22 protein-coding genes are annotated in these 21,025 nt (G+C 73.3%); 11 read left to right on the top strand and 11 right to left on the bottom strand.

Annotation, left to right across the window (positions count from 1 at the left end; all coding sequences use genetic code 11):
- The first annotated feature begins 57 nt into the window (after nucleotides 1–57).
- The gene (locus BKA00_RS30030) at nucleotides 58–816 is read left to right on the top strand and encodes an SDR family oxidoreductase (RefSeq protein WP_185030747.1); all 759 of its coding nucleotides are present in this window, start codon (nucleotides 58–60) and stop codon (nucleotides 814–816) included.
- 115 nt (nucleotides 817–931) lie between these two features.
- On the opposite strand, the gene BKA00_RS30025 is transcribed toward BKA00_RS30030, so the two are convergent.
- From BKA00_RS30025 to BKA00_RS30015, 3 genes are all read right to left on the bottom strand, one after another.
- Nucleotides 932–1,384, bottom strand: coding sequence for a hypothetical protein (locus BKA00_RS30025; protein ID WP_185030745.1), 453 nt, complete (start codon nucleotides 1,382–1,384; stop codon nucleotides 932–934).
- A gap of 140 nt (nucleotides 1,385–1,524) precedes the next feature.
- Nucleotides 1,525–2,142 (bottom strand): rhomboid family intramembrane serine protease, encoded by a 618-nt coding sequence (locus BKA00_RS30020; RefSeq protein WP_185030743.1) that lies wholly within the window; start codon nucleotides 2,140–2,142, stop codon nucleotides 1,525–1,527.
- 104 nt (nucleotides 2,143–2,246) lie between these two features.
- Nucleotides 2,247–2,576, bottom strand: coding sequence for a WhiB family transcriptional regulator (locus BKA00_RS30015; protein ID WP_179831811.1), 330 nt, complete (start codon nucleotides 2,574–2,576; stop codon nucleotides 2,247–2,249).
- Between the two features lie 166 nt (nucleotides 2,577–2,742).
- Here BKA00_RS30015 and BKA00_RS30010 point away from each other — a divergent pair, with 166 nt between their 5' ends.
- Nucleotides 2,743–3,195, top strand: coding sequence for a GNAT family N-acetyltransferase (locus tag BKA00_RS30010; RefSeq protein WP_185034973.1), 453 nt, complete (start codon nucleotides 2,743–2,745; stop codon nucleotides 3,193–3,195).
- 266 nt (nucleotides 3,196–3,461) lie between these two features.
- Complete coding sequence (locus tag BKA00_RS30005) at nucleotides 3,462–4,952, top strand: CYTH and CHAD domain-containing protein (RefSeq protein ID WP_230298978.1); 1,491 nt, start codon at nucleotides 3,462–3,464, stop codon at nucleotides 4,950–4,952.
- 120 nt (nucleotides 4,953–5,072) lie between these two features.
- Here BKA00_RS30005 and BKA00_RS30000 read toward each other — a convergent pair whose 3' ends face one another.
- Together BKA00_RS30000 and BKA00_RS29995 are read right to left on the bottom strand one after the other, a co-directional pair.
- A complete protein-coding gene (locus BKA00_RS30000; RefSeq protein WP_185030740.1) occupies nucleotides 5,073–5,945 on the bottom strand; it encodes an NUDIX hydrolase in 873 nt (290 codons plus the stop codon).
- Nucleotides 5,938–8,022 carry an RNA degradosome polyphosphate kinase gene (locus BKA00_RS29995; protein ID WP_185030738.1) on the bottom strand — a complete coding sequence of 695 codons (2,085 nt, stop codon included), beginning with the start codon at nucleotides 8,020–8,022 and terminating at the stop codon, nucleotides 5,938–5,940. Before BKA00_RS29995 ends, BKA00_RS30000 begins: the two co-directional genes overlap by 8 nt.
- 197 nt (nucleotides 8,023–8,219) lie before the next feature.
- Between BKA00_RS29995 and BKA00_RS29990 the strand changes: the two genes are divergently transcribed.
- Nucleotides 8,220–9,704, top strand: coding sequence for a pentapeptide repeat-containing protein (locus BKA00_RS29990; protein WP_185030736.1), 1,485 nt, complete (start codon nucleotides 8,220–8,222; stop codon nucleotides 9,702–9,704).
- A gap of 449 nt (nucleotides 9,705–10,153) precedes the next feature.
- Here BKA00_RS29990 and BKA00_RS29985 read toward each other — a convergent pair whose 3' ends face one another.
- Both BKA00_RS29985 and BKA00_RS29980 read right to left on the bottom strand, forming a co-directional pair.
- The gene (locus BKA00_RS29985; RefSeq protein WP_185030734.1) at nucleotides 10,154–11,266 is read right to left on the bottom strand and encodes a CU044_5270 family protein; all 1,113 of its coding nucleotides are present in this window, start codon (nucleotides 11,264–11,266) and stop codon (nucleotides 10,154–10,156) included.
- Between the two features lie 95 nt (nucleotides 11,267–11,361).
- Nucleotides 11,362–11,994, bottom strand: a complete 633-nt coding sequence (locus tag BKA00_RS29980) for an RNA polymerase sigma factor (protein WP_230298977.1) — start codon at nucleotides 11,992–11,994, stop codon at nucleotides 11,362–11,364.
- A 213-nt stretch (nucleotides 11,995–12,207) separates the two neighbouring features.
- On the opposite strand from BKA00_RS29980, the gene BKA00_RS29975 reads away from it, so the two are divergent.
- The gene (locus BKA00_RS29975; RefSeq protein ID WP_230298976.1) at nucleotides 12,208–13,410 is read left to right on the top strand and encodes a PP2C family protein-serine/threonine phosphatase; all 1,203 of its coding nucleotides are present in this window, start codon (nucleotides 12,208–12,210) and stop codon (nucleotides 13,408–13,410) included.
- The gene (locus tag BKA00_RS29970) at nucleotides 13,407–15,119 is read left to right on the top strand and encodes a sensor histidine kinase (protein WP_338072172.1); all 1,713 of its coding nucleotides are present in this window, start codon (nucleotides 13,407–13,409) and stop codon (nucleotides 15,117–15,119) included. The genes BKA00_RS29975 and BKA00_RS29970 overlap by 4 nt, the downstream gene beginning before the upstream one ends.
- A 139-nt stretch (nucleotides 15,120–15,258) precedes the next feature.
- Here BKA00_RS29970 and BKA00_RS29965 read toward each other — a convergent pair whose 3' ends face one another.
- Entirely contained in the window at nucleotides 15,259–16,440 is a 1,182-nt protein-coding gene (locus tag BKA00_RS29965) for a PP2C family protein-serine/threonine phosphatase (RefSeq protein ID WP_185030732.1), read from the bottom strand.
- A 95-nt stretch (nucleotides 16,441–16,535) separates the two neighbouring features.
- On the opposite strand from BKA00_RS29965, the gene BKA00_RS29960 reads away from it, so the two are divergent.
- The 3 genes from BKA00_RS29960 (at nucleotide 16,536) to BKA00_RS29950 (ending at nucleotide 18,669) form a co-directional block, all read left to right on the top strand.
- On the top strand, nucleotides 16,536–17,009 hold the full coding sequence (locus BKA00_RS29960) for a MarR family winged helix-turn-helix transcriptional regulator (RefSeq protein WP_185030730.1): 474 nt from the start codon (nucleotides 16,536–16,538) through the stop codon (nucleotides 17,007–17,009).
- Between the two features lie 151 nt (nucleotides 17,010–17,160).
- Nucleotides 17,161–17,967, top strand: coding sequence for a L,D-transpeptidase (locus BKA00_RS29955; RefSeq protein ID WP_185030728.1), 807 nt, complete (start codon nucleotides 17,161–17,163; stop codon nucleotides 17,965–17,967).
- 45 nt (nucleotides 17,968–18,012) lie between these two features.
- Entirely contained in the window at nucleotides 18,013–18,669 is a 657-nt protein-coding gene (locus BKA00_RS29950; protein WP_185030726.1) for a choice-of-anchor P family protein, read from the top strand.
- A 56-nt stretch (nucleotides 18,670–18,725) separates the two neighbouring features.
- Here the strand turns inward: BKA00_RS29950 and BKA00_RS29945 are convergent, their stop codons facing one another.
- The 3 genes from BKA00_RS29945 to BKA00_RS29935 all read right to left on the bottom strand — a co-directional run bounded on the left by BKA00_RS29945 (nucleotide 18,726) and on the right by BKA00_RS29935 (nucleotide 20,038).
- Nucleotides 18,726–19,121: an ATP-binding protein gene (locus BKA00_RS29945; protein WP_230298975.1), complete on the bottom strand. Its 396-nt coding sequence runs from the start codon at nucleotides 19,119–19,121 to the stop codon at nucleotides 18,726–18,728.
- Nucleotides 19,122–19,268: 147 nt separating this feature from the next.
- Nucleotides 19,269–19,646: a hypothetical protein gene (locus BKA00_RS29940; protein ID WP_185030722.1), complete on the bottom strand. Its 378-nt coding sequence runs from the start codon at nucleotides 19,644–19,646 to the stop codon at nucleotides 19,269–19,271.
- 32 nt (nucleotides 19,647–19,678) lie between these two features.
- Nucleotides 19,679–20,038 carry a DUF1801 domain-containing protein gene (locus BKA00_RS29935; protein WP_185030720.1) on the bottom strand — a complete coding sequence of 120 codons (360 nt, stop codon included), beginning with the start codon at nucleotides 20,036–20,038 and terminating at the stop codon, nucleotides 19,679–19,681.
- 121 nt (nucleotides 20,039–20,159) lie between these two features.
- On the opposite strand from BKA00_RS29935, the gene sepF reads away from it, so the two are divergent.
- Together sepF and BKA00_RS29925 are read left to right on the top strand one after the other, a co-directional pair.
- A complete protein-coding gene (gene sepF, locus BKA00_RS29930; RefSeq protein ID WP_021598327.1) occupies nucleotides 20,160–20,366 on the top strand; it encodes a cell division protein SepF in 207 nt (68 codons plus the stop codon).
- Nucleotides 20,367–20,494: 128 nt separating this feature from the next.
- Nucleotides 20,495–20,980 (top strand): MarR family winged helix-turn-helix transcriptional regulator, encoded by a 486-nt coding sequence (locus BKA00_RS29925; protein ID WP_185030718.1) that lies wholly within the window; start codon nucleotides 20,495–20,497, stop codon nucleotides 20,978–20,980.
- Nucleotides 20,981–21,025 lie beyond the last annotated feature (45 nt).

The raw sequence follows: 21,025 nt of genomic DNA, 5'->3' as shown, positions 1-21,025 counted from the left end.
CCAGAGAACCGTCCCGGGCGTCCATCGGGGGTAGGGGATCGACGAGAATGGGGCGCCATGGGCACGTATCTGATCACGGGCGCGACGGGCGGCATCGGCACGGCGGTCGCCGAACTGCTGCGCGAGCGCGGGCACGACCTGCTCCTCACCGGCCGCTCCGCCGAGCGCCTGGACAAGCTCGCCGCGGCGCTGCGCGGAGGCGCGCACGCGGCCACGCAGGTCATCAACCGGGGGGCGGTCGCGTCGCCGCCGCGCGCGGCGTCCATCGGCACGGTCCCGCTCGACCTGACCGAGCCGCGCCGCATCGAGGCGCGGCTCGCGGCGGCCGGGATCCCCGCCCGGCTGGACGGCGTCGTCCACGCGGCGGGCATGGTGCACCTGGGGACGGTCGCCGCCACCGAGGCCGACGAGTGGCTGGAGCACCTGTCGGTCAACCTGGTGTCGGCCGCGGAGCTGACGCGGCTGCTGCTGCCCGCGCTGCGCGCCGCCGAGGGGCACGTCGTGTTCGTCAACTCCACCGCCGGGCTGCGCGCCAACCCCGAGTGGTCGGCGTACGCGGCGAGCAAGTTCGGCCTGCGCGCGCTGGCCGACTCGCTGCGCGCGGAGGAGCCGTCCCTGCGCGTCACGAGCGTCTACCCGGGGCGGACGGCCACGGAGATGCAGCGCAGCGTGCGCGCCCAGGAGGGCCACCCCTACGCCGAGGACGACTTCGCGGCCCCCGCCACGGTCGCGCGCGTGCTGGTCGCCGCGCTGGAGACGCCGCGGGACGCCGTCGTCTCGGACGTCACCGTCAGGCCGAACCCTTCGCGGAGGTGACGGCCGCGTCGCCGTTCCGGGGCGACGCGGCCGCCGTTCACTCCTGACGGGCGACGGGGCGTCGCCGTACCGGCCTGCCACCGGCCTGCCATCGCCCCGTCGCCGTCCCGGCCGGTCAGGCGGGGCCGGTCGCCCGCCGCCGTGCCGCGAGCGCCATCCCGCCGCCGGCGAGGACCGTGGCCAGACCCGCGGCGGCGAGTGCGGAGTCCATGCCGGTCGAGGTGCCGCCCGCGCCCGTCTTCACACCGCCGGTGGGAATGACGCGAATCTTGTGCAGGTACTTCACGTCGATGAACCCGTGCCGGAGCTGAACGGGGACGTTGCCGCGAATCTCGGTGAACCCCTTGGTCTTGCAGTCGGCCCACGGCTTCTGGTGGTACTTCAGGACGCCCACGACCTTCGAATGCACGTTGGGCATCTCGTGGACGTTGAGCCCGTGCCGTGCCGTCACGGAGTACTCGCAGAGCTGGGTGTCCGTCTGCGCCTCCGCCGTCCCCGCCCCGATCACGACGAACGCCCCCGCTGCCGTCCCCGCTGCCGCCACGGCCATCGCTCTTCGCACGCTCATCCTTCTCCCCCTGATCGTTCCCCTGGTGGGCGCCGTCGCCCATCTCGGGGGGACCGATACCCGACGAAGATCAAGAAGAGCCATGGACAAGACAAAACAATGGAGTCGCCACATTGGCGTCCATTCACTACAAAGGGCCTTTAGTCGGGCATTCTCCGAGGTGCCTCCGTCCTGCCGCGGCGCAGGAACCACGAGGCGAGGACGCCGCCGAGCAGCCCGAAGAGGTGGCCCTGCCAGGAGATCGTGGGGTCGCTCGGCAGGACGCCGAGCAGCATCGTCCCGTAGACGGCGACGACGGCGACCGCGATGGCGATGTCGAGCAGCCGCCGCTCGAAGATCCCGCGTCCCACCAGGTAGCCGAAGAACCCGAAGATCAGGATGCTGGACCCGAGCGTGTTGGCGGAACTGAGGAACCACACCCCGAGCCCGCCGACCACGATGATGATCAGGCTCGCGGCGAGGAACTTGGCGATGCCCCGCGCCGCCGCGGCGAACCCGAGGATCAGGAACGGGACCGTGTTGGCCGTCAGGTGCCCGAAGCCGGCGTGCATGAACGGCGCGGTGAAGATGTCCGGCAGGTCGTTCACGTCGCGCGGCTGGATCCCGAACCGGTCGAGCCAGCCGTTCGTCGTGTAGTCGAACGCCTCCAGCACCCACATCGCGGCGGTCACCGTGAGGATCAGCACCGCCGACGCCAGTGCGCGGGCGCCGTGCTTCGCCAAACCTTCGGAACGTTGCCGGTCGGGGGTAAAGCTCATGTCAGCCACCGTAAAGTCTGCGCGTCCCTGACTCCCCCAACGCGTGGGGCGGGCGAAAGGTGCCGGTGGCCTTCTTGTAGGCGGCGCCTCGGTGAGGTGGCCCGCTAAGCGGCCGACGCGTGCTCCGACTCGGAGGCGTCGCCGCGCACCACTATCACCGGCAGCGGCCGCCGCGCCGGGGCGTCGGCCGTCCGGCGCAGGTAGCGCCGCTCCTCGGGGGTCGTCCCGCCCCAGATGCCGTCGGGCTCCCCCACCCGCAGCGCCCACGCGAGGCAGTCGGCCCGCACGGGGCAGTGGGAACAGATCTCCTTGGCCGCGTCCTCCTGTGCCTGGAGCACGGGCGCGGAGTAGCCGATCGGGAAGAACAGGTCAGGATCCGCGCCGCGGCAGATGGCGTGGTCGGTCCAGTGTTCCTCGTTCTCCGTGTTGTGCATTGACCCGGTGTTGTGCATTGACTTCTCCCTGCGCGGCGATGAGACCGCCGTCCGAGCCGGGGATCTCCACTCAGCGTAGTACTACACATCGTAGTACTACAAGACATGGGCGAACGCTGCAACTTAGCGTCCCGATAGCCTGGAAGGCGTGCAGAGTGATCAAGAAGTGACCTTCCGCGAGGCGACGTTGGACGATCTCCCTGAGATCGTCCGGCTACTCGCCGACGATCCCCTGGGTTCCACCCGTGAAACACCGGGTGAGGAGATACCGGAGGCCTACTTCAGAGCGTTCGCCGCGATCGAGCGGGACCCCAACAACACCCTGGTCGTCGCCGAGGTGGCCGGGGCGGTCGCCGGCACGCTCCAGCTCACCTTCATCCCCGGCCTCACCTACACCGGCTCCGAGCGCGCCCAGATCGAGGGCGTCCGCATCGCCGCCGAGCAGCGCGGCGCCGGGCTCGGCCAGCTGATGATCACCTGGGCCCTCGACCGGGCCCGCGCCCGCGGCTGCCGCGTCGTGCAGCTCACCACCGACCGCCAGCGCCCGGACGCCATCCGCTTCTACCAGAAGATCGGCTTCCACCCGTCCCACATGGGGATGAAGTACCACCTCGACTGAGCCCTCGCCGGGCGGCGGCGGTTCACGGGACGAGGGCGTCCCGCCACCGTGCCGTGTCGGTGTACTGGTGCAGCCAGAAGATCCTGCCCTCGGCGACGCGTTCGCCGGCTCCCGCCGCCGCGGGTCGACGAACTGATCATCACCACCTGCCGCGCCGTCCTGGTCCCCTGGGGGCCGGGGAGATTTCGGTCGTTGTTCACTTTGACGTGGAATGCTGGCTATCTGGGTGTGCACCCGGTTTGTCACCCGTCCTTGAGGAGCAGCGCGTGGCCGAGCGGCATCTGGAGATCGAGCAGAAGTACGACGCCCCGGCCGGGTTCGCCCTGCCGGAGCTCGACGGGCTCGCGGGCGTGGCGTCGGTCGGGGAGCCCGAGGTCCGGGAGCTGCACGCCACCTATTTCGACACCCCGGACCTGCGGCTGGCGGCCAACAGGATCACGCTGCGCCGCCGGCGGGGCGGGCCGGACGCGGGCTGGCACCTGAAGATGCCGGCCGGGCAGGACGGCAAGCACGAGTTCCGGGCGCCGCTCGGGCGGCCCCTGCTCGTCCCGGCGCGCCTGTCCGGGCTGGTCGCCGCGCACACCCGCGGGGCGGAGCTGCGCCCCGTCGCGACCCTGGAGACCCGCCGGACGGTCGTGCGCCTGCTCGGCGCGGACGGCGAGGCCCTCGCGGAGGTCGCCGACGACCTGGTCACCGGGCGCGGGCGGGAGGCCGAGCCCGAGCGGTGGCGGGAGATCGAGGTCGAGCTCGGCACGGGGACGCCGGAGCTGCTGAAGGCCGCGGGCAAGCGCCTGCGCAAGGCCGGCGCGAAGAGGTCCAAGTCGGCGTCCAAGCTGGCGAGGCTGCTCGGGGACGGTGTCGCGCCGTCGGAGGCGGCCCGCCAGCGGGCCCGGGCCCGGTCGCGGATCACGGCCGCGACCAGCAACGGGAAGGCCCCCGCGATCACGACCGGGGAGGTCGTGCTGGCCTACCTCGCCGAGCAGGTCGAGTCGATCCTGCGGTTCGACCCGGGGGCGCGGCTGGGCGAGGACGACGCCGTCCACCGCATGCGGGTCGCCGTGCGCAGGACGAGGAGCGTCCTGCGCAGCTACCGGCCCGTCCTGGACGCGGAGCGCACCGCGCCCCTCGGGCCCGAGCTGCGATGGGTGGCGCAGGCCCTCGGCGAGGTCCGCGACCTGGAGGTGCTGCGGGCGAGGTTCGCGGAGGCGCCGCCCTTCCTGCTGGACGACCTGGAGCGGCACGAGCGGGCCGCGTACCGGCACCTGAACGCGGCCCTGCGGGACGCGCGGTACTTCGCGCTGCTCGACGGCCTCGACAGGCTGGTCGCCGATCCGCCGCTGGCGGCCGTGGCGGGCAAGAAGGCCCGCAAGGAGCTTCCCGCGCTCGTCACCCGGGCCTGGGACCGGTTGGCCGGGGACTACGCGTCGATCAAGACGTCCGCCGACCCCGACCTCGCCCGCCACGAGACGCGCAAGGCGGCCAAGCGCGCCCGGTACGCGGCCGAGCTGGCGGTTCCCGTGCTGGGCGCGGCCGCCAAGCGGGTGGTCAAGGACACCAAGCGCATCCAGGAGGTCCTCGGCGCCCACCAGGACGCCATGATCGCGATGGAGCACCTCGAACGGGCCGTCGCCCGCGCCCGCACGACGGCGGACGCCTTCGCGGTCGGCGTCCTGTACGGCAGGGAGCGGGCGGAGGCGGACAAGGCCCGCGACCTCCTGGTGACCACCTGGTCACGGACCCTGGGCCCCTCGTTCTGACCGGCCGGACGCTCTCACCCCCGTCCGCGGTGCGGCCGGTCCGGACCGACGCGGGGATCGCGTGGGGCCGGAGGCAGACCACGCGCACCCCGTCGGGCCCGCTTCGTCAGGCCCGCTTCGTCAGGTCTGCGCCGTCCGGGAGGTGTGGCGTTCGAGGGCGGTCAGCGTGCCGTCGGCCAGGTGGGCGGTCCAGAACTCGGCCTTGTCGAGGGTCGTGTCGTCCGGGAGCTTCTCGCCCAGTTTCCGGCAGAGGCCGGCGATGAGCTCGGACACGACCTCGCCGTGCGTGCACACCATCGCGGGCGTGCCCGCCATGGACAGCAGCCGCTCCACGGCCCGGTCCGGGTTGGTCTCGCCGACCGTGAACGCCGCCTCCGTCTCGACGGGCGCGCGGACGCGCCGCGCGTAGGGCAGGACGGTCTCCAGGCACCGCGCGGTCGCCGAGCTGACGGTCCGCATGGGCCCGTAGGAGTGCAGCAGCCCGGCGAGGTCGGACGCCTCGGCGCGGCCGGCCTCGTCCAGCGGGCGCAGCTCGTCGGCCTCCCGCCACGCCCTCTTCTCCCCCGCGCGGGCGTGCCGCAGGATGACCAGCGGCGCGGTGTCGAGCGGCCCCGCCAGGAACTCGTGGAGCAGGTCGACGTCGTGCCGGTAGCTGAGCCGGGCCTCGGCCTCCTTCGCCGGCAGCCAGACCAGCTCGTCCACCTCCTCGTTGGGGGCGAACGCGCTCACGGCGACCGGGCGGGCCGCCCAGTACTCGACCCGCTTGGTCCGCCCACCGAGCTGGTAGGAGACGGTCGAGAGGCGCCGCCCGAGGCGGGGGACGACGCCGGTCTCCTCCTCGACCTCGCGGACGGCGGCGCGCAGCACGTGCTCGCCCGGGTCGACCTTGCCCTTGGGGAATGACCAGTCGTCGTGGCGGGGCCGGTGGATCAGCGCGAACTCGGGGCCGTCGCGCCACAGCAGCGCTCCGGCGGCCATGATGACGTCAGGCATCGATCGTCCTCCACCGGCGGCTCTTCACCAGATGGGTCTGGATGTCCAGGAGGGTCTCGCCCGCGCCGGCCAGGCTGCGCGTCCAGGTGCCCTCAGCGTCGAGCGCCCAGGCGTGGGTGTGGTCGTCCATGGCCCGGTCCATCAGGGCGAGCAGGTCGTCGCGCTGGGCCCGGTCGTTGACGGTGACGAGGGCCTCGACGCGCCGGTCCAGGTTGCGGTGCATCAGGTCGGCGCTGCCGAGCCACACCTCCGGCTCGCCGCCGTTCTCGAACGCGAACACGCGGGAGTGCTCCAGGAACCGGCCGAGGACGCTGCGCACGCGGATCATGTCCGACAGGCCGGGCACGCCGGGGCGCAGCGCGCAGATCCCGCGGACCCAGACGTCCACCGGGACCCCGGCCCGCGACGCCCGGTAGAGCGCGTCGATGATCACCTCGTCCACCAGGGCGTTGCACTTGATCCGGACGCGGGCGGGGTGCCCGGCCCGGCGGTTGTCGATCTCGTGCTCGATCCGCTGGACGAGCCCGGAGCGCAGGCTGTTCGGCGCGACGAGCAGCCGGTGGTAGGAGCTCTGCCGCGAGTAGCCGGTGAGGTGGTTGAACAGGGCGCTGACGTCCTCGCCGACCTCGGGGTCGGCGGTGAGCAGCCCGAAGTCCTCGTACAGGCGCGCGGTCTTCGGGTGGTAGTTGCCGGTGCCGATGTGGCAGTAGCGGCGCAGGTGGCCCTCGGACTCCTGCCGGACGATCAGCGCGAGCTTGCAGTGCGTCTTCAGCCCGACGAACCCGTAGACGACATGGCAGCCGGCGGTCTCCAGCTTGCGCGCCCAGGCGATGTTGGCGCGCTCGTCGAACCGGGCCTTCAGCTCGACGACGACCACGACCTGCTTGCCGGCCTCGGCGGCGCTCATCAGCGCGTCCACGATCGGCGAGTCGCCGCTCGTCCGGTACAGAGTCTGCTTGATCGCCAGGACGCGCGGGTCGGTCGCGGCGTCCTCGATCAGCCGCTGGACGGTCGTGGTGAACGAGTCGTAGGGGTGGTGGACGAGGACGTCGCGCTCACGGATGGCGCTGAAGATGCTCGCGTCCTCCGGCAGCGCTTCCTTCGACGGGACGAAAGGGGGGTACTTCAGCTCCGGGCGGTCGAGGTCGGCGATGGCGGCGAGGCCGCCGAGGTCCAGCGGCCCGACCACGCGGTAGATCTGGCCCTCGTCCACCCCCAGCTCGGAGGTGAGCAGGTCCAGCACCCCCTCGGAGATCGACTCCTCGACCTCCAGCCGGACGACGGGGCCGAACCGGCGCCGCAGCAGCTCGCGTTCGAGCGCCTGGAGCAGGCCCTCGCTGATGTCGTCGTCGATCTCCAGGTCCTGGTTGCGGGTGACCCGGAACGCGTGGTGCTCGACGACCTCCATCCCGACGAACAGCTGCCCGAGGTGCGCCGCGATGACGTCCTCCAGCGGCGTGAACCGGTCGGGGGAGGCCTCGATGAAGCGCGGCAGCAGCGGCGGCACCTTCACCCGGGCGAACATCGTGGCGTCGGTCTCCGGGTCGCGGACGATCACCGCGAGGTTCAGCGACAGGCCCGAGATGTAGGGGAACGGGTGCGCGGAGTCGACGACGAGCGGGGTGAGCACCGGGTAGATCCGGTCGCGGAAGAGCCGCCGCAGCCGCTCCTGCTCGGTCTCGGCCAGCTCGTCCCAGCGCAGGAGGTCGATGCCCTCGTCCTCGAGCGCGGGCAGGATCTCCTTGCGGAAGCACGACGCGTGCCGCTGCATCAGCTCGTGCGCGACCACGCCGGTGCGCGCCAGCACCTCGCGGGGCTGGCGGCCGCTCGCGGACTGGACGGCCAGGCCGGTCGCCATCCGGCGGGCGAGCCCGGCGACGCGGACCATGAAGAACTCGTCCAGGTTGCTGGAGAAGATCGACAGGAAGCGGACGCGTTCCAGCAGCGGCAGCCCCGGGTCCTCGGCGAGCTCCAGGACGCGCTGGTTGAATCTCAGCCAGCTCTCCTCACGGTCGAGGAAGCGGTCGTCGGGCAGCGCCTCGGATTGCGGAGGGACATGTCCTGGATTGACGGTCATGCCAGAATTTTCCCTGACTTAGGTTAACGAAAGTCGAACGTGCGGGTTCCACCGAGGTATCTGATACGTCGATCATTCCCGCGGTTCCCCCAGATCACTCCGGTCCGGCCGCCCCCGCCGAACGTGGCCGGGGGGTTCAACGACCTGGCCACCAAGAGACCTTCACTGCGCGCCCCCGCGTGGGTAGAACGAACACCGTGACTCCTCACGAGGCTTCGCCGCCCATGGTGTTCTGGCCGCGCTGCACCGCCGTCGACGGCTGCACCGGCCGGGCCGCGGGCGACCTCGGCGGCTGCCCCGCCCACCTGCGCCCCCGCGAGTTCGAGCGGTTCACGGGCTCCCTGCGCCCCGGCGCCGACCTCGACCTGCGCGGCGTCACCGTCCCGCCGTGGCTGCTGGACGGGGTGCTGGACGCCGTCACCGGGCCCGACGGGCGGCCCCACCTCGGCCGGGCCCGGTTCGACGGGGCGGTGCTGCCGGCGGACGCGGGACTGCGCGGCCTGTGCGTCGAGGGCGACAGCTCGTTCGACGGCGCCCGCTTCCTCGGCGGCGCGTCGTTCTACGACGCCCGGTTCTTCGGCAACGTCTCGTTCCGGGGGGCGCGCTTCGGGCGCAACGCGTCCTTCCACGAGGCCCGCTTCCACCGGCACGCCACGTTCGAGGAGGCGGTGTTCACCGGCGACGCCCTCTTCGGCGAGACGCGGTGGCACGCCGACGCCGCCTTCCGCGGCGCCGTGCTCATGGGCGCGGCCTGCTTCGACCGCGCCCGGTTCGGGCGGGACGCGGCGATGCAGGGCGCCTGCTTCCGCGGCGACGTGTCGTTCAAGCGCGTCCAGGTGGCGCGCCATGCCCGGTTCGAGCGGGCGCGGTTCCGGCACGGCGCCTGGCTCGGCCCGCTGGCGGCGGGCGGCCGGATCGGGCTGTCGGACGCCACCGTGCACGGCGGGCTGCGGGTGCACGCGGCGGCGCGGCAGGTCATCGCCCGCGGCGCGATCGTCCACGGGGAGGCCGACTTCCGGCTCCGGCACGCCGCACTCGACCTGGAGGACGCGGTGTTCGAGGGCCCTGCCGCCGTCCGGGCGCTGGCCCACCCGATCCAGGGGCTCACCGAGCCGCCCGCCGGTAGCGGCCCGTCCGGCGTCCGGCTGCTGTCGCTGCGCCGCGCCGACGCGACCCGGCTGCTGCTCGCCGACATCGACCTCAGCGGCTGCGGCTTCCTCGGGCTGCGGCGGCCGGACGCGCTGCGGATCTCCGGCGACTGCGCGTTCGCGACCGCGCCCGGCCGGCGCCGGCTGCGCCCGTGGCGCCGCCGCGACCGGGCCGTCCTCGCCGAGGACCTCGCCGGCGGCGCCGGCCGCGACGACCGCCTGCGCACGCTCTACCAGGAACTGGCCCGTGCCACGGCCGACTCCGACAGCGTCCGCCTCGCCCGCGACTTCCGCTACAGCGCGCTGGAGATGCGGCGGCACGGCGAGCGCGACCCGTGGCGCCGCGCCGGCCTGCACCTTCTCTGGATCACCTGCGGATACGGGCTGCGCGCGGGACGCGCGGTGGCCTGGCTCGCCGTCATCATCGCGCTGCTGTGCTGCGGCGCGTCGGTGGTGCGCCACGACGACCGGACGCGGCACGACGACCGCACGGGCGGCGTCCGCGCCGCGCACATGACCGCCCGCCGCACATAAGCGCCCGGCGGCCCGCTAAAGGCGGGGGGTTGTTTTGTCAGACCCACGCGTAATGATTGTTGTTATGAGCAGAGACACCCATCCGGGGGTGCAGTGCCCGCACTGCCAATCCCATCTCGCGCTCGTCCCCGTGACTGGAAACCCCGTGTCCGGAAACTCCGCCGCCCCGCCTCTCCCCGTCCTGCCGACCGCGGCGAAGGAGGAATGGCAGCCTCCCCCCGTCGCCGAGGTGCTCGCTGTTTACGCCGGGCGTGCCAAGGACACCGTGACCGCGGCGCGCGGAGCCGCCAAGGTCCGCGAAAGCCTGAACCGCGCCAAGGCGGCCGCCGCGGGCCGCAAAGCCGCACAGAAAACCGCGCGCCGCACTCCCAGAAGCGCTTGATCACAACCCGGCCACTAACGCCGGGAAGGGACGGCACCGCGCCGGCACCGTCCCTTCCCCAATGACGTCAGCGCGGCTTGGAATCGGTCCATTCCGCGCCGACCAGGGCGGTCGAGTACATCGTCCGCCCCGCCGGGACGCTCACCCCGGCCGCCGGCGCCACCATGACGTTGCTGCTGGCCAGCGCGGCGCCCGATGCCAGATCAATGATCATTTCTTCCCGGACGACGCCCAGCGGCGTCTTCTCCTCCACCGCGATCGCGTTCCCCGTCCGCCCCTGCGGATCGGTGACCTTCCCGAGCGACCGCACCGCGGGAAGCCCGGCCAGCATCCGGAACGCGGCCGCCCGCACCCCCGGCTTCACCGGCATCTCCATCACCAGTCCGCGCGCCACGGTGTAGAGCCACCGGTCCGAGGACATCGGCCGGCTCGACTCGGTGTCGTGGCCCTTGTACCAGCGCAGCAGCTCGGCCTTGAGCCGCTTCGGGTCGGACGGCAGCGCCCGCAGGTCCTTCATGCTCACGTTGCGGCCGAGCCAGAAGACCTTGTCGCCGTCGACCAGCGCGGATCCGCTGAGACTGCGCGGACCCGCCGTGGTCTTCGCCGTGAACCCCTTCAGGCGGCCCTTGGGCGTCGGGGCGACGGGGACCTCGATCTTGAACGTCCCGGGCGACCCCGCGCGCCGCCAGGCCTCCTCGTCCGCCTTGGTCGCGGGCTTGGCCCCCAGCTCCTGCGCCGCGCCCCACGCCTTGCCGCCCGGCCTGCTCGGCGTCCAGCTCTCCGCCTTGCTCCTGACCGTGACGGCGTAGGCGCCGCCGCCCTTGCCCACCGTGTACGTGGCGGACGACACCGTCACCTGGTGCCAGAAGGCCCGCATGGTCTCGGTCCGCCCGTCCGCCTTCTCGGCCGCCGCGAGCAGGACGGTCCTCGCGTCGAGCACCCGCTCGCCGCCCCCGCCCGCCGTCCTGCCCGGCTCCGTCCCGTCCCCGCCGGGAACGACGAGCACCGCCGCCGCGGCGACCGCCCCCGCCGCGACCGCCCCGGCGAGCCCGAGCCCCCAGACCGGCCGCACTCGCCGCCGCACGGGCGCGGCGCTCCCGGCCTCCGGACGCGGCGCCGCCATGGCACGCGCCAGCTCGGCCTGCCGCACGCCCTCGTCCACCGGCGCACCCGGGTCCATCTCCTCAGGCCTGGAATCCCGCAACACCCGCATCACATCCCTCATGCCGTTTCCCGGCGGGGGGACGACCCCCCGCACCCCCCGGTTCGCTCCGCTCATGCCGTTTCCTCCTTGATGACTCCGACCTGCGACCGTGCTCCCTGTGCCGCCGCGCCCGCCGACCCCGGTCCGGTGTCGGTTCGGGCGGGCGGCCGGGGCGGGTCCGGGCGGGCGGATGCCGTGCGGGCGTCCGACTGCTCGTCCTCGGCCGCGCGGACCAGGCGGCGGCGCGCGCGGTGCAGGCGCACCCGCAGCGCCGCGGGCGAGCAGCCGACCACCCGGGCGGCCTCGCGCGGCGTCAGGCCCTGCCAGGCGATGAGGATCAGGATCTCCCTGTCCCCCTCGGGCAGCGCCGCCATCGCGCGCAGCACCGCGAGCCGCTCGGCCACGTCCTCGGCGACGTCGCCGGTCCAGCGCGGCGCCCACCGCCCGAGCTCGGCCGCGAACGACTCGCGGCGCACCCGCGCGCGGTGCCCGTCGCGCAGCACGTTCCGCGCGACGCCGAGCAGCCACGGCAGCGCCGGGTCGGGGACGTCGGCGAGCCGCCGCCACGCCACGGCGAAGGTCTCGCTCACCACCTCGTCCGCGACCTGGCCGCCGGCGCGGGCGGCGGCGTAGGCCCACACGCGCTGGCGGCACTCGTCGTAGATCGCGGTGAAGCGCTGTTCATCGGGGGCCTCGTCTGCCACCGCGTGCTCCTCCGTCCGTCCGTTCAGGTCATGTCACGGGGTAGTGGCGCGGGGGACGGCATCGTTACCGAAAGGGGAGCGGGTTCCGCCGGACGAGCGCCGTTCGGCCGCTCCGCGTGCCCCCCGAGCGCCCGATGCCTCTAACATTTGCTCGATGGCAAGGGCCTCCAACCCGACATCGACCCGGCCACGCCGGACAGAAGGAGCTGAGACATGGCCGCGATGCCCAGTCGCGGTGCGGAGCGGCTCCTCGGTGTCGCCGGTTCCCCGCACCTCCTTCTCGTCGAGGACGATCCCGGCGACGCGTTCCTGTTCGAGGAGCTGCTGACCGAGGCGCAGCCCGGCCTGCGGATCACCGTCGCGGCCACGCTCGCCGAGGCCCTCGACGCGCTGCGGCCCGACATCCAGTGCGTCATCGTCGACCTCTCCCTCCCGGACGCGCGGGGCCTCGACGCCCTCCACCAGGTGCGCGAGCACGCGCCGGCCACCGCCGTGCTGGTGCTGACCGGGCTCGCCGACGCGCACGTCGGCGTCGCGGCCGTCGCCGCCGGAGCCCAGGACTACCTCGTCAAGCAGGACGCGGACGGCGCGCTGCTCACCCGGGCGATCAGCTACGCGATCGAGCGCAAGCGCGCCGACGAGTCCGAGCGGCAGCTCGTCGAGGCGCGGGCGCTCAGCCGCGAGAACGCCCGGCTGGAGCGCGGCCTGCTGCCCGTGCCGATCCTGCACGACCGGGAGCTGCGGCACCACACCCGCTACCGGCCCGGACGCGACCGCGCGCTGCTCGGCGGCGACTTCCACGACACCGTGGAGACCGCCGACGGCGCCGTGCACGCCGTGATCGGCGACGTGAGCGGGCACGGCGCCGACGAGGCGTCCCTCGGCGTCCGGCTCCGCATGGCGTGGCGGACGCTCGTGCTCGCCGGGCACACGGGCTCGCGCCTGCTCGACACCCTCGACGCCGTCCTGCAGCACGAGCGGTGGAGCGACGAGATCTTCACGACCGTCTGCATGGTGACGATCGCGCCGGACCGGCGCACCGCCCGGGTGCACCGCGCCGGGCATCCGTGCCCGCTCTTCTTCGCGCCGGGCGGCGTGGAGCCCCTCCCGGACGAGCCGCGGGGGCCGGCGCTCGGGCTGCTTCCGGGCGCCCGGTGGCCCGCCGCCGACCTGGAGCTCGGCGACGAGTGGGGACTGCTGCTCTACACCGACGGGCTGATCGAGGGTTCCGCCGGGGAGGACGGCGGGCACCTCGACTTGGCCGGTCTGCTGCGGCTCGCCAGGGCCGCGCACGAGGAGGGGAGGCGCGGCGACGTGCTCGTCGACGGGCTGATCGCGGAGGCCGAACGGCTGAACGGGGACGTCCTGGCCGACGACCTCGCCCTGCTGATGCTGAGCCGGGGTGACCACCGGTGACCGCCGCGACGTCCGCGGAGGCGGGCCGGGCCGCCGAGCCCGCCGGCGGGCACCGGGCCACCGGGCCGGGCGCCGTGCTGCCCGGCGCGCAGATTCCCGAGGGGCAGGGGATGGGCCGGGTCCGGCTCGTCCAGATCTACCGGATCGGCTCCGCCGTCCTCGGCGCCCTCCTGCTGGCCGCGTTCGTGCAGACCGGCATGGCGATGTACGGCAACGAGCAGGCCCGCGACGTCCTGATCGAGCGCGTCGACCCGGCGACGCTGGAGCAGTTCCGGCTCTCCACGGCCGTCACCGGGCAGGACATCGCCATCCGCGCGTACGCCGAGGAGGGCGGGCGCGAGCACGTCGAGCAGTACCGGGCCGCCGTGCGCCAGGAGGCGGCGTCCGCCGCCCGCATGCGCCGCCTCCTCGCCGGGGTGCCCGGCCACGGGGACGTCGACCGGCTCCTCGCCAAGGCGACCGCCGACTCGCGCGCCTGGCGGGCCGGGTTCGCCGACCGGATCGCGGCCGGGCCCGGCGGCCAGGGCGTCGACCGCGGCGAGAGCCGGCTGGCGACCCGCCTGCTCGTGCAGGCGCGCGGCGACATGACGCCGCTGCAGGCCGGCATCACCGAGATGCACGACCGGGCCGCCGCGGAGCTGAACTCCCGCGCGCTGACCGCCCAGTGGTCCACGTTCGCCGCGCTCGCCATGGTCGTCGTCGCCGCGCTGCTGCTCGCCGTGCTGTTCCGCCGGACGGTGCTGACGCCGGTGTCGTCCCTGACCGGACGCGTCCGGGCCGTCTCCGAGGGCGACTTCGGGCACCGCCTCGACGTCTCCGGCCCGGCGGAGATCAACGAACTGGCGGCGATCATCGACGCGATGCGCGCCCGGATCATCGAGGAGTGGCGCACCAGCGAGGACAAGTCCCGCCGGCTCGACGAGCAGACCGAGGAGCTGCGCCGCTCCAACGCCGAACTGGAGCAGTTCGCCTACGTCGCGAGCCACGACCTCCAGGAGCCGCTGCGCAAGGTCGCCAGCTTCTGCCAGATGCTCGAACGCCGCTACGGGGACCAGCTCGACGACCGCGGGAAGCAGTACATCGCGTTCGCCGTGGACGGCGCCAAGCGCATGCAGGCCCTGATCAACGACCTGCTGAGCTTCTCGCGCGTCGGGCGGATGGCGCGGCCCGAGGACTCCGTCGACCTGGACGAGGTCGTCCGGCAGGCGCTGGACAACCTCTCCACGCTGCGCGAGGAGACCGGCGCCGAGGTCGAGGTGGCGGAGCTGCCCGACGTGCCCGGCGACCGCACCCAGCTCGTCCAGCTGTTCCAGAACCTCGTCGGCAACGCGATCAAGTTCCGGCGGGAGGGCGTGCCGCCGCGCGTCACCATCGACGTCCGCCGCGCCGGGGACGAGTGGGAGTTCGGCTGCGCCGACAACGGCATCGGCATCGACCCCCGCTACGCCGACCGGATCTTCCTCATCTTCCAGCGGCTGCACTCGCGCGAGGAGTACACCGGCACGGGCATCGGCCTGGCGCTGTGCAAGAAGATCGTCGAGTACCACGGCGGGCGCATCTGGCTCGACGCCGGCGAGCACGCCGGGCCGGACGCGGAGACCGGCCCCGGGACCACGTTCCGGTGGACGCTGCCCGCCCAGCCGTCGACCGGCTCCGAAGACGACGCCGACGAAAGCACCGCGGAGAGCACCGGAGACGGGGACGACTGACCCCCCGGCGCCTGAACCGGGGCGACGAGAGCTTCGCGGATCCCTTCCGCGCCCACCGGCGCATCCGGTCATCGGCCCGCCGAGCCCGGCGCATCCGGCTGCGGCGGCGACCGGAGCGGCGGCCGCTCCGGCGCGGTGGTCAGGTTTCCTCGACCGCCTGGCCCGCGTCCGGGTTCCGGCCCGTCCAGTCGACGCACACGATGACCGCGTCGTCGGACGGCTCCGTGTCCTCGTGAAAGCCGACGTAGTGCCGGACCATGGTCCGGACGGCCTCGGGCGGGTCCTGCAGCCGGGTGGCGCGCATCGCCTGGGGCAGCCCGGCGTCCCCGTACAGGACCCCGGCGGGCGATCGGGCGGCGTGCACGCCGTCGCTGACGATGACCAGCCGGTCGCCCGGCTCCACGGCGAACTCCTGGGGCACGTAGCGGGTGTCGCCGAACATCCCGAGCGGCATCTGCGCCTCGAACCCGATCCGATCCGTGGTGCCGCCCCGCATCCGGGTGATCCTCGGCGAGCCCGCGTCGATGGCCCGGACCCGCCCGTCGGCGAGGTCGAACTCCAGCAGCAGCGCGTCCACGAGCCGCTCGCCCCGGTGCCGTCCGAACACCGCCTCGTCGGCGAGCTCGGCCTGCTCCACGATGTCGCCGCCGGACCGGCGCGCGTTGCGCAGCGCGCTGATCGCCAGATGGGTGAGCTCCGCCGACTCGGTGCCCGACCCCATCCCGTTGCTGACGGTCAGCGTGAACCGCCCGCCGGACGCGGCCCAGTCGAACGCGTCGCCCCACACCGCGTAGGCGGGCTCCAACTGGCCCGCGAAGCAGAGCTCGGTCGCCTCGTAGGCGGGCGCGGGCAGCATGTCCCACTGCATCTCGGCGGCCAGCGTCAGCCGCGTCCGCCGGCGCAGGCGCCGGTACGTGTCGGTGGCCTGATCAGCGATCTTGAGGGCGCGGGCGAGCACGCCGGCGAAGTCGTCCAGCCAGGGCGGCCCGCCGTCCGGGAGCCGCACCGACAGGATCCCGATCCGCTCCCCCTTCACGGTCAGCGGCAGGTGGGCGAGGCCGCCCCCGTCCTCCCGGACCATCCGCTGCGACGCGAACGCCCGGCCCGGCGGCGTGTTGTCCACGGGGACGTCGTCGCCGGCGGAGCGCGTCCGGACCAGGAACGTCTGCCGGTAGTCGATCACCAGGACCTCGGTGTCCGTGCCGCCGGCGTGCCGGTCGAGCAGGTCGGCCGCGACGGAGATCACCTCGTTCGGCGGGGCCGCCCAGATCGCCTTCCTGGCCGCCTCGAACGGCCCGTTCTCCGCGCGTGCACCGTGCATCTCGATCCTCGCCCCGTCGCCGCACGGTTCCGGCGGCCGGCGGACCCGCAGGTCCCGGGATGCCGTGGGCGACGTCGTGTGTAACAGTGGAGGGCATGGTGGCCACGTCGGGTGAGGACGCCGCGGACCTCGCGGCTGCGCTCGACAATGCGGCCTCCACCCTGTTGAACGTATGGTCGCGCGCCCACAATGCCCCGGATGTCCCTATTCCGTCCACGCAGCTGCGCGCGCTGTTCGTCCTGGAGCGGGGGCCGGTCAACATCAGCCGGCTGGCGGGCGAGCTCGGCGCCCTGGTGTCGTCGGCGAGCCGGCTGTGCGACCGGCTGGAGGCGGCCGGGCTGCTCACGCGCGACCCGGGCCGCGACCGGCGCCAGGTCACCGTCCGGCTGAGCGGCGACGGGCAGGAGCTGCTCGACCGGCTCCGGCTGCGGCGGCGCGAGAGCCTCACCCGCGTGCTGGCCGAGATGCCGGCGGCCGCGCAGGCCGCGCTGCTGTGGGGGCTGACCGAGTTCCACGAGGCGGCCTCCGGCCGGGACGGCGACGACGATTCCCTCTCCATGCTCGCGTGAACCGTCCATGGAATCCGTTTTCCCCGTAAAGTCGTGACCCTCCGCAAAGCGCCTTCCAAATAGAGCATTATCTACATTTACAACGCGGCGCCCGGAGCGGATTTCGCCATTCTCGCTACGGCCGCCCCCGCCACTACTAACATCCCCGCTCATGGCGACCATCCGTGCCCCTCGGCCTTCCCTGCGCGCCGTCACCGCAGGCGGGATCACCGCTGCCCTGCTCCTTTCCGCCGGCGGCTGCGGCGGCTCCTCCTCCGGGCACAGCACGGCGTCGGCCGGGACCACGGGCCGGAACGCCGCCCCCGCCACGGCCCCCGAGGCCACGACCTACACGACGCTCTCCGGCGCCCCGGCGGACACCACGCCCGACGGCGCCACCGACGGCCTCGTCGTGCACCCGACCAGCCCGGCACCGGTGTTCGACCGTCCGGCCGGCCATCGCTTCGCCACCCTGCCCACCACCGAGCTCGGGGGCCCCACATGGGTGCCCGTGGTGGAGACCTCCGGCGACTGGCGCAGAGTGCTTCTCCCCAGCCGTCCCAACGGGGCGACCGGGTGGATTCCCGGCACCGCGCTGAAAACCGCGCACACGCCCTACACCGTCCACGTCGACCTCACCCGCAGGCGTCTCGTCCTGGAGAAGTCCGCGCACCCGGTGGGCCGCTGGCCCGTCGCGGTCGGCGACAGCAAGACCCCGACACCGACCGGCCGGACGTTCGTCATGGCGACGCTCGCCCCGGCCAAGAAGACGCCGAGCCCCATCGTCCTGCCGCTCGGTACCCACTCGGCGACCCTCGACACCTTCGGCGGCGGTCCCGGCACCGTCGCACTCCACGGCTGGCCCGACGCCTCGGTGTTCGGCAAGGCCGTCACGCACGGCTGCGTGCGCGTACCCGCCGACGCGCTGAAGGCGCTGTCCCGGGTGCCGCTCGGTTCCCTGGTGTTCGTCTCGGCCTGACAGGCCGGCACCACCCCCAGCTCTCAAGAGAATCGGAGTGAGTTCATGCGTCACACCCATGCCGCAAAACGGTTCGCCACGGCCGGGCTGCTGGCCGCCGGCCTCGCCGCGGCCGCCGCCCCCGCCCCGGCGTTCGCCGCCGCCCCCGGGAGCGAAGGCTCGGCGTACGGGCTGACCGTGACCGGGCCGCTCGCCGTCCCGCCGGTGCCCGCCGTCTCCTCCAGCACCGGCACCGTCCGCAAGAGCGTGCTCCGCGAGGACCGCACCAAGCTGGTCAAGGCGTCCGCGCTGGACGTCGACGCCTCCGCCTCCCGCGCCCGCTCGGCGGTCACGCACCTGTCCGTCCCGTCCGCGAAGCTGCTGGCCGACGCGGTCACCGCCAAGTGCACCGCCGGCCAGGGCGGCGCCCGCCTCGCCGGCGCCTCGATCGCCGGGAAGCGCCTGGACTCCACCCCGCCGCCCAACACCACCGTGCCCGTCGACGTGGACGGCCTCGGCCGGACGGCCCTGGTCCTCAACAAGCAGCAGCGCATGGCCGACGGCCGCCTCGCCGTCACCGGCATGGAGCTCTCCCTGCCCGGCAAGAAGGGCGCCATCCGGGTCGCGTCCGCCACCTGCGGCAAGGCCGCCGGCCCCGCGCACGGCCCCGCCGAGGCCCCCGCGCCGAAGCCGGTCAGGCACGACCTGCCAGTCACCGGCTGAGCGGTCCGGAAAGCCGCGGCCCGGCGGGCACCAGCCCGCCGGGCCGTTCCATGCCGTCAGGTCGCCAACGACTTCTCGAAGTGCACGATCGACCCGTTCCGGTGAGCGCGCGAGGCGATCTGAACCCCCTCCGTGAACGCCCGCATCAACCGGAGCCCGCGCCCATGCTCGGCCAGCGGCGGCGCGTCCACGCGCTCCCATGCCGCGGACCCGTCCGCCCCGTCCCCCGCACCCCCGTCGATGACGTCCACGACGCACCGCGCCCCGTCCATCCGCGCCCGGACCTCGTACTCTCTTCCGGCCGCGGCATGCTGAATGACGTTCGCGCACGCCTCGCCGAGCGCGAGCGCGATATCGGCACGGACCTCGGAACCGACTCCGAGCCCGCGGAGGGAGGCGTCGAGCGTGTGCCGCACCAGCGGAGCGCTCTCCGCGTTCCTCGGCAGGGTCATTTCAAGAACGACCTCCATGCCAATCGCCTCCGTTCCCTCTAGCACTCAGATTTCCCAGAGCTAACGGAGAGAAACTTTTTTGCGCTTATTGCGATGTCCTCCGCCTACAGGCCGAACGGCGCCGCGGAGGCGCGGCCCTTGGGACCTTTACTCGTCCGCCCCGCCGGCCAGACGGCGGGCGGCGGCGACCTGGCCCCTGTCGAGGCCCTGGTAGTCGCTGCGGCGGTTCTGCTCGGCCTGGTCGTCGATCCACTTGCCGTGCGCCTCCCAGGCGGCCTGCTTGCTGACGCCCATCGCGCCGCCGATCTGGGCCCAGGAGGCGCCCGCGCGGCGGGCCGAGCGGACGGCGAGCTGTCGGCCGTAGACCGCCTTCCGCGCGATCACCTCTCCCAGCGCGAGGAGTTCGAGGACCTCCTCGCGCCGGAGCGGTGGTTCGCCGACGGCGTCCCGGACCCACAGCTCGTCGTACCGGGCCGCCGCGCTCGTCAGCGTGATGTCTCGCTCGATCCCATCTGGAGTGACCATGGTGCGAGTGTGCGCGTCAAGGAGTCCTGACGTCAAGCCTTCTTGACCTCCAGGGAGCGCGCCTGCTTCACCCAGCCGGCGAACAGGGCGGCGTCGACGTCGTCCGGCGTGCGCAGCCTCACGCCCGCCATCTGCCTGGACATGGCCTCCAGGCGGCCCGAGCCGTCCTCGACGAGCCGGCCCTTCCAGATACCGAACGTCACGTACTTCGGGTACGCCTTGAGGAAGCACACGGGCTGCTTCCCGAGGCTCCAGGTCGGCTGGCCGTGCCACAGCGCGGGCTCCACCTCGGGCATCGCCTCGCCGACCACCGCGAGCGCCTTCTCCAGGACGTCCCGCAGCCCCTCCGGCACGTCCGCCGTGTACTCCTGAACATTCGCGTGCCTACCCATGTCGATCCCCTCTCGTCGCCAACGCGTCGCTCGGCGGGCGGGCGGATCGACATTCGGAAGAGATTTCTTTCCTGTGGCGTGGGTCACTTGACCCTGGGGAGGCGCCGGGCAGACTGGGCCTGTGGTCAAGTCGCTGCGCCCCCAGAACTACAACGAGGTCCTGTACGTAGGGCACTTCTTCCGCAAGGGCGTGCCCGTGCTCATGGACCTGACGGACCTTACGGACGGCGACGCCAAACGCCTCGTCGACTTCGCCACCGGTCTGGTCTTCGGCCGCGGCGGCGCGCTCGACCGCGTCGACCGGAAGCTCTTCCTCCTCCAGCCCTGAGGTCTTCCCGGCCGCTGCGGCGGCTGCCGGAGTCGCCGGGCGACGCGTCCCTGGAGTGACGGACCGCGCCGTCCGGCCGCATAGTTCGTCACACGAATTGCGGGATTCCCCGGTGTTACGCTGGCCGAATGGTGAAGTCTGACGACGGTCCCATCGGGCTCGTGGCCGCGCTGGTGCGGTCCTCGTTCCTGGTGAACGCCGTGTACGCCGAGTCGGGCCGAGAGCACGGCCTGACCCCGCAGCAGGGCCAGTTGCTGTGCGTGCTGATGGCGCGGCCGTACGGCATGAGCGAGTTGGGGGCGACACTGCGGCTGGCCAAGTCGAGCCTCACCGGCCTGGTGGACCGCACCGAGCGCAATGGCCTGGTCCAGCGCGAACCTGATCCGCAGGACACGCGCGCCGTGCGGGTGTCGCTGACCCCTCAGGGCAGCAAGCTCGCAGACGCGTTCTACACCGAGACCTGCCGGCGGATCGAGCAGCTGCCGGGCGGTCTCAGCCCGGCCGAACGCGACGCGCTCGCCGGCCTTCTCGGCCGCGTCGTGCTGGAGAACGAGGTCCCCCCGGTCTTCCTGGGACCGGGCGAAGGAGGAGCCTCCGGCGCCCACGGCCACTGACGCGCGCCACCGCGCTCCACACGGGCACTTGCGGTTCGCAGTACG

It is taken from the genome of Actinomadura coerulea (assembly GCF_014208105.1).
GTDB classification, from domain to species: domain Bacteria; phylum Actinomycetota; class Actinomycetes; order Streptosporangiales; family Streptosporangiaceae; genus Spirillospora; species Spirillospora coerulea.
Note: the sequence above shows the minus strand (reverse complement) of the source record. Positions and strands in the feature narration are given on the sequence as shown.